Source organism: Burkholderia sp. BDU5 (assembly GCF_001522845.1).
GTDB lineage: Bacteria > Pseudomonadota > Gammaproteobacteria > Burkholderiales > Burkholderiaceae > Burkholderia > Burkholderia mayonis.
Window position 1 is genome coordinate 1 of record NZ_LOWC01000013.1, and the last position, 7,728, is coordinate 7,728.

Sequence of the window (7,728 nt, forward strand, 5' to 3'; positions counted from 1 at the left end):
GGAGCGGTAGTTCAGTCGGTTAGAATACCGGCCTGTCACGCCGGGGGTCGCGGGTTCGAGTCCCGTCCGCTCCGCCAAATCGAAGCCCGTTCAGGCATGCCTGAACGGGCTTTTTGTTTTTCTCGGCATGTTTCGTCGCCATTTCCGGCGGGTTGCCGCCGCATGCGTGCAAATTGGCATTGCAACGCACGCCGGCTGCGCTATCGTGGCGGTGACGCAGGTTTTGCGAACACGACATGTCCGATTCAACCGCCGCTCCTCTCGTCTATCTGCTGCGCCCCGCCGAGCCGGGCGACTTCGAATTCGCGGAAGCGCTTACGCACGGCAACATGAATGCGTACTACCAGCGTCATGGTCTCAAGTGGCGTGCGGATCTCTTTTTCGCGAGCTGGCGCGACTCGGAGAATTTCATTCTCGAACTCGACGGTACGCCGATCGGCCTATTGAGGATGACCGAAGAGGGCGATTCGCTGCACATTCGCGACGTGCAGATCGCGCCGGAATACCGGCAGCGCGGCGCGGGCACGTATCTGCTCGAGACATCGCACCGTTTCGCGAAGGCGCGCGGATTGCGAGAGACGCAACTGCGCGTGTTCGTCGACAATCCGGCCGCGCGTCTCTATCTGCGGATGGGATACCGGCTCGCAGGGCCGCGTCTCGCGCAGTTCGGCTCGATCCGGCATATGGTGCGACGCGTGTCGTCGTGATGTCTTGTGTGCGGCAGGACCGCGGCGGGCGCCGGAGCAATGCCGACGAAGCAGGCGAAGCGAGGCGGCCGGCCGGTTTGTCTGCGCGTGATCGAGCGCGACGCGCGCAATGGGTTCGCCGACGCGCAGTCGATGGTGGTTCCGACGTCGCGCCGTGCGAAGCGTCGAAACGTCTCGCAGTCCGAACGAGCGCGCGAAACCGTCACGGCTTGCCGAGCGAACCGGTTCGATCAATTGCGTCGCGTTCGATTGGTCGTGTCGGCTGCAGCCGGAGAACGGGATCGATCAATCGCATCGCTTTCGTTCAATCGCGTCGCCCGCAGCCGGATTCGCGCGCGACGTCCCGGCGGCCGAATCGACCGTCGGCTGCCGTTACAGCAGCGGTCCGGCATCCCCGTCGTCGGCCGATGCAATTTCCGTCGCCGCATGCATGTCGCCGCGCTGAATGAACGCACGCGGACTCGCGCCGAATGCGCGCCGGAACATCGCGGAGAAGGCGCTCTGGCTCTGATAGCCGAGCTCGCGAGCGATGTGCGACAGCGGCCGCCCCTGATTCAGGAGCGGAATCGCGCGCGCGAGAAGGGCCTGCTGACGCCATTGCGAAAAACTCACGCCGAGCTCCTGCTTGAAAAGCCGCGCGATCGTCCGGGTGCTCGCGCCGACGCCAGCCGCCCAGTGCTCGAGCGACTCGCCTTGCGCCGGATGCGCGAGCACCGCTTCGCATAGCGCGCGCAGCCGCTTTTCGGTCGGCATCGGCACCGCGAGAGGCAACGGCTCGGCGCGCGTGAGCTCGTCGAGCACGAGCGCGGCGAGGAGTCGCTCGCGCACACGATTGAGCGGGCGCGCCTCGAGCGCGACGATCAGCTCGCGCAACAGCCCCGACACCTCGACGACCCGGCACGCGTCGAGCCCGTCCGGCACCGCCGATTCGTCGACGTACAGCGTGCGCAGATAGGCGTCCTCGACGATCACGACTTCATGTGGAATCCGCGGCGGCACCCAGATCGCGCGCGACGGCGGCACCGTCCACGACGAGCCGGCCGTCGCGAGGCGCAGCACGCCGCGCGACGCGTACGCGAGTTGCGCCCACGCATGCGAGTGCTGCGGCACGCGCATGCCGGCCGCGATCGAGCGGGCGCGCACGCGCATCGGATGCGAGGGCGTCGGCGCGAATTCGGACGGGACATCGATCGTGGCGGCGGGCGGCTGCGCAAAAAGGGGAACGGACGAGCTCATTGATGATCGAAGACGGGGGGCGGGCGGTGCGTCCGGCTATTGTAGGGCGAGCCTTCTATCCGCCGCAGCGGGATTTTTCTTCGCCGATAATGCCGAATCGACACCACACGAACCCTCCAGGAGACTTCGACATGATGTTCGCCACCACCGATCTTTGCGACGCGAACGAGGGCCGCCTCGCGGCCGGCACGCTGCGCGTGCTCGAGCCCGCGTTCCGCGTGTTCGGCGGCGTGCGGCGCTTCGCGGGGCCCGCCGCGACGCTCAAGCTGTTCGAGGACAACACGCTCGTGCGCGCGGCGCTCGAGCAGGACGGCGCGGGGCGCGTGCTCGTCGTCGACGGCGGCGGCAGCCTGCGCTGCGCGCTCGTCGGCGGCAACCTCGGCGCGCTCGCCGAAAAGAACGGATGGGCCGGCATCGTCGTAAACGGCTGCGTGCGCGACTCGGACGAACTCGCCGAGTGCCGGGTCGGCGTGCTCGCGCTCGCCGCGCATCCGCGCAAAAGCGACAAGCGCGGCGGCGGGATGAGCGACGTGCCCGTCGACTTGCGCGGCACGCGCATCGTGCCGGGCGACTGGATCTACGCGGACGCCGACGGCGTCCTCGTCAGCGACGACGCGCTGCTCGAGTGACGCGGCGGCGTGCCGGCTCGACGGCACGACTGAAACAAGGAAGGAAATGCGATGCGCTACGTATTCTGCTACGGGACCCTGAGGGCGGGCGAGATCAACGATATCGGCCGCGCGGCGGCGAGGCACGGCATCGCGGCGCCGATGCTGATCGGCGCCGTGGCGGTGTCGGGGCGGCTGTACGACTTCGGCAACTATCCGGGGATGGTCGCCGAGAGTGGCCGCGATCTCGTCTGGGGCGACATCTATGCGATCGACGAAGCGCTCGTGTCGGTGCTCGACGAGATCGAGGAGGTCTATCCGGGCGTCGAGGGCCTGTTCGTGCAGCAGCAGGCGTCGGTCGAGCTCGGCGGGCGCCGGTACGAGTGCCTGTACTATCCGGTCGCCGCGCATTCGGTCGCGGACAAGCCGCGGATCGAGTCGGGCGACTGGGTGCAGCATCGCCGCGCGCGTGTCGCGTGACGCGGCGGGCGGGGCGAGCGGCGCCGCATGCGAAAGCCGGCTGCCCATGCTCGACCGCCGACGGTCGGTATCGAAAGAGGAAGGACGAACGGCGAGCGCCAATGCATGATGCCTGATGATGCCGAAACGCCGAGCGAATGCTCCGGCGGCAAGGCGCTTTCAGCTAACGACCCACGACAAAAGGCGCCTCGGGGGCTAATGCCGTTCAGTTAAGCCTGGTTCGCAGTGGCCTAGCCTTGCAGAACCATGGAAAAAGGCCGCTCCGGTATCAATCGGAGCGGCCTTTTTGATCTCAACTGAACGGCATTACGCTTCGCCGGCGCCTTTTGCTTTTACGGCTTCAGCGGCCCGTACGCGCCGCCGGAGCGATCAATGCGCGCAAAAGCAGCGGCGGCGCATCACGCCTGTGCGCGCCGCTCCGTCCGCTCAGATCTCTTCGTAGAGCGGCAGCGTCAGGAACTCGGTGAAGTTCTCCGACGTCGACATCTGCTCGAAGATCACAGCAGCGCGGTCGTAAGGCGCCGTGTCGCCGCCGACCACGTTCTTCACGTTATCGAGCTCGACCTTCGCGTATTCGCGCACGAGCTCGGCCGTGACCTTGCGGCCGTCGTCCAGCACGCCCTTCGGCGAGCGGATCCACTGCCAGACCTGCGAGCGCGAGATCTCGGCCGTCGCCGCGTCTTCCATCAGGTTGTGGATCGGCACGCAGCCGTTGCCCGCGAGCCACGAGCCGAGGTAGTGGATGCCGACGTTGATGTTGTTGCGCAGGCCGGCTTCGGTGATCGGCGCTTCCGGCTGGAAGTCGAGCAGGTTCCCGCCTTCGATCTGCACGTCGTCGCGCTGCTTGGCGATCTGGTTCGGCTTGTCGCCGAGCACCTTGACGAACTCTTCCATCGCGAGCGACACGAGGCCCGGGTGCGCGACCCAGCCGCCGTCGTAGCCGTCGCCGGCGTCGCGCGCCTTGTCCGCGCGCACGCCCGCCATCGCCTTGTCGTTCGCTTCCGGATCGTTCTTGATCGGGATCAGCGCGCTCATCCCGCCGATCGCGGGCGCGTTGCGCTTGTGGCAGGTCTTCAGCAGCAAGAGCGCGTACGCGCGCATGAACGGCACCGTCATCGTGATCTTCGCGCGATCGGCGAGGCAGAACTCACGGTCGTTCTTGAACTTCTTGATCGCCGAGAAGATGTAGTCCCAACGGCCGGCGTTCAGGCCCGAGCTGTGCTCGCGCAGTTCGTAGAGGATCTCGTCCATCTCGAACGCGGCGAGGATCGTCTCGATCAGCACGGTCGCGCGGATCGTGCCGCGCGGGATGCCGACCGCTTCCTGCGCGGCGACGAAGATGTCGTTCCAGAGGCGCGCCTCCAGGTGGCTCTCCATCTTCGGCAGATAGAAGTACGGGCCCGAGCCGCGCGCGAGCTGTTCCTTCGCGTTGTGGAACAGGAAGAGGGTGAAGTCGAAGACGCCGCCTGACACGCGTTCGCCGTCGACCGTCACGTGCTTCTCGTCGAGGTGCCAGCCGCGCGGGCGCACGATCAGCGTCGCGATCTTGTCGTTGAGCCTGTACGACTTGCCGTTCTGCTCGAGCGAGATCGTGCGGCGCACCGCGTCGCGCAGGTTGATCTGGCCATCGATCTGGTTCGTCCAGCTCGGCGCGTTCGAATCCTCGAAGTCCGTCATGTACGAATCCGCGCCCGAGTTCAGCGCGTTGATGATCATCTTGCGCTCGACCGGGCCCGTGATCTCGACACGGCGGCATTGCAGGTCGGCGGGCAGCGGCGCGACCTTCCAGTCGCCTTCGCGGATCAATTTCGTCTCGGCGAGGAAATCGGGGCGCTCGCCGGCGTCGAGGCGCTTCGTGCGCTCGACACGCGCGGCCAGCAGTTCGCGACGGCGCGGCTCGAACTGGCGATGCAGCTTCGCGACGAGTTCGAGCGCCTCGGGCGTGAGAATCGCTTCGTAACCGGGCTTGATCTCGCCCGTGATCGCCATGCCTTGCGGCAGCTTCAGCGTCGTGGTCATCAGTTTCTCCTTGGTCGGTCAGTTACGTCAGTGGTGCAGTTACGGTGAAAACGGGCGGCGCGTCGCGTCAGGCGCCCGGAGCCGGGCGCGCGCGGCCGGCAAGCTTCGCTGCGGGCGGCGAATCGAGAAATGCGAGCAGGTCGGCCATGCCGGCGCCCGTGCCCGCAGGCAGCGCGCCGAGTTCCTCGAACGGTGCGCCCGTTCGGTTCAGCCAGAATGTCCGGTAGCCGAACCAGCCGGCGCCCGCGACGTCCCAGCCGTTCGACGACACGAACACGATGTCGGCGGGCGCCGCGTCGAACGCGGCCGCGCCGAGCGCGTATGCGGCGGGCGACGGCTTGTACGCGCGGACCGCGTCGACGGACAGCACGCGATCGAAGAGGCCGTTCATCCCGGCGCTCTTGACCGCGATGTCGAGCATCTGCGGATTGCCGTTCGACAGGATCGCGAGCTTCGGCGGCGTCTTGCGCGCGCGCAGCGTGCGCAGCGTCGGCACCGTGTCCGGGTAGGTCGACAGGCATGCGTATTCGTCCATCAGCCGCTTCTCGGCGGCGGCGGACAGCGCGAGGCCGAGCGCGCGCGCGGCGAAGCGCAGCGCGTCGAGCGTCACGTCCCAGAACGGCCGATAGCGCGCGCCGGCCGGATCGGCGAGCGTGCGTAACTGCGAGTATTCGATCTGCTTGCGCCGCCAGAGCTGCGACAGCGACTCGCCTCGGCCGGGAAACATCTGCTCCGCCGCGGCAACGACCGCGTGCACGTCGAACAACGTGCCGTACGCGTCGAAGAGGATCGCCTTCGGGAAGGCGGGCGGGGTGCCGGGCATGACGTTGTGCTCCACGGTCAGAGGTCGAAATCGATTCTATTAGTGATCGCCCGAACTAAAAAAGACAGTAATCATCACTTGATCTTTTACTTTTCGATATCTAATCTGGAGTGCTTTCATGTTCAACGGGGCAGGCGGCTCGTGCTGCCCGCACACGGGATGGATCGCTTCAAACAAATCGAAACGTTCGCTGCGGTCGCCGCAAAAGGCAGCCTGTCGGCGGCCGCCCACGCGGAAGGGGTCGCGCCCGCGATCATCGGCCGTCGGCTCGACGCGCTCGAGGAGCGGCTCGGCGTGAAGCTTCTCGTGCGTACGACCCGAAAGCTCACGCTGACGTTCGAAGGCTCGGCGTTCCTCGAGGATTGCCAGCGGATCATCAACGACATGCAGAACGCCGAGGCGAGCGTATCGGCGGGCGGTGTGAAGGCGAGCGGGCACTTGCGCGTGTCGGCGCCCGCGGGCTTCGGCCGGCGCCACGTCGCGCCGCTCGTGCCGGCGTTTACCGACGCGCATCCGGACGTGTCGGTCACACTCGATCTGTCCGACCGGATGGTCGATCTCGTCAACGAGGGTTTCGACTGCGCGGTGCGCCTGGGCGAACTGCCCGACTCGTCGCTCGTGTCGCTCAAGCTCGGCGAAAACCGGCGCGTGTGCGTCGCGTCGCCCGCCTATCTCGCGCGCGCGGGCACGCCCGAGACGCTCGCCGATCTCGCGCGCCACAATTGCCTCGCGCTCGCGGCGAACGCGAACCAGCAGCGCGGCTGGGCGTTCGTCGACGACGGCAAAATCGTGCCGATCCGCGTGTCGGGCACGATGGAATGCTCGGACGGCGCGGTGCTGCACGAATGGTGCCTCGACGGACACGGGCTCGCGTGGCGCTCGTGGTGGGAGGTCGGCGCCGACATCGCGGCGAGCCGGCTCGTCAGCGTGCTCGATGCATTCGCCGCGCCGCCGGTCGGCATTCACGCTGTGTTCCCGCAGCGCCGGCACTTGCCGCTCAGGGTCCGGCTCTTTCTCGATTTCCTGAAGCACACGTACGAACAGCCCGGCTACTGGGCCTGACGCCGCCGCAGCGTGCGAGGCGGCCGCGCGCGCCGCATCGGCAGGCATGGAGCCAGTGTGCGATGGCGCGCGTTTCCGATATGAGGGCGAACCCTCTAGCGCGTGCGGCGGCGCGATTTCGCGCACTACAATCGAATCACACAGCGTCCTGGCGGGCAGCCCGGCATCGGTCGCCCGTCGCGGGTACGCCCGCATCCGGACGCGCCGCAGTTGCCGACGGAGGTCGCCATGTTCAAGCACATCCTGGTTCCGACTGACGGGTCCGAGCTGTCGAAGAAAGCGATCGACGGCGCGATCGATCTCGCGCAGGCGGTCGGCGCGCGCGTGACGGCCTACGCGTGCCTGCCGCAATATCCGTACTCGCCGTTTTCCGAAGTCGTGATCGAGCCGCCCGCCGATTTTCGCGAGCGCAGCGAGCGCGAGGCACGCACACACTTGGCCGAGGTCGAGGCGGCCGCGCGGCGCGCGGGCGTCGCATGCGAGTCGTCCACGAGCGTGCATCCTTCGCCGTATCTCGGCATCATCGAGGCCGCCGAGCGGGGCGGCTGCGACGTGATCTTCATGGCGTCGCACGGCAGGCGCGGGCTCGGCAGCCTGTTGATCGGCAGCGAGACGCAGCGCGTGCTGACCCATACGAAGATTCCCGTGATCGTTTATCGATAGCGTGCCGCGCGCGGCCGGACGAACGGCTGCGATGCGTACGCGAGAAAAAAATAGGTTCATCGCAGTAAACCGTGGAGGGTTTGATGGAGATTGCGTAACCTGACGCCTGATTCTATAGAGGTCAGGAGGA

8 protein-coding genes and 1 tRNA gene are annotated in these 7,728 nt (G+C 67.1%); 6 read left to right on the forward strand and 3 right to left on the reverse strand.

Annotation, left to right across the window (positions count from 1 at the left end):
• Together WS69_RS03200 and WS69_RS03205 are read left to right on the forward strand one after the other, a co-directional pair.
• Window positions 1-77, forward strand: a tRNA-Asp gene (locus tag WS69_RS03200).
• Between the two features lie 159 nt (window positions 78-236).
• Window positions 237-707, forward strand: coding sequence for a GNAT family N-acetyltransferase (locus WS69_RS03205; protein WP_059469374.1), 471 nt, complete (start codon window positions 237-239; stop codon window positions 705-707).
• 372 nt (window positions 708-1,079) lie between these two features.
• On the opposite strand, the gene WS69_RS03215 is transcribed toward WS69_RS03205, so the two are convergent.
• Entirely contained in the window at window positions 1,080-1,943 is an 864-nt protein-coding gene (locus WS69_RS03215; RefSeq protein WP_059469376.1) for an AraC family transcriptional regulator, read from the reverse strand.
• 131 nt (window positions 1,944-2,074) lie between these two features.
• Between WS69_RS03215 and rraA the strand changes: the two genes are divergently transcribed.
• Entirely contained in the window at window positions 2,075-2,572 is a 498-nt protein-coding gene (gene rraA / locus WS69_RS03220) for a ribonuclease E activity regulator RraA (RefSeq protein WP_059469377.1), read from the forward strand.
• 51 nt (window positions 2,573-2,623) lie between these two features.
• On the forward strand, window positions 2,624-3,031 hold the full coding sequence (locus WS69_RS03225) for a gamma-glutamylcyclotransferase family protein (RefSeq protein ID WP_059469378.1): 408 nt from the start codon (window positions 2,624-2,626) through the stop codon (window positions 3,029-3,031).
• Between the two features lie 426 nt (window positions 3,032-3,457).
• Here the strand turns inward: WS69_RS03225 and aceB are convergent, their stop codons facing one another.
• Window positions 3,458-5,050, reverse strand: coding sequence for a malate synthase A (aceB, locus tag WS69_RS03230; protein WP_059469379.1), 1,593 nt, complete (start codon window positions 5,048-5,050; stop codon window positions 3,458-3,460).
• A 67-nt stretch (window positions 5,051-5,117) separates the two neighbouring features.
• Window positions 5,118-5,894, reverse strand: coding sequence for a haloacid dehalogenase type II (locus WS69_RS03235; RefSeq protein ID WP_197419194.1), 777 nt, complete (start codon window positions 5,892-5,894; stop codon window positions 5,118-5,120).
• Between the two features lie 138 nt (window positions 5,895-6,032).
• Between WS69_RS03235 and WS69_RS03240 the strand changes: the two genes are divergently transcribed.
• Entirely contained in the window at window positions 6,033-6,935 is a 903-nt protein-coding gene (locus WS69_RS03240; RefSeq protein ID WP_059469380.1) for a LysR family transcriptional regulator, read from the forward strand.
• A 228-nt stretch (window positions 6,936-7,163) separates the two neighbouring features.
• Window positions 7,164-7,598 (forward strand): universal stress protein, encoded by a 435-nt coding sequence (locus WS69_RS03245; protein WP_059469382.1) that lies wholly within the window; start codon window positions 7,164-7,166, stop codon window positions 7,596-7,598.
• The last annotated feature ends 130 nt before the right edge of the window (window positions 7,599-7,728 follow it).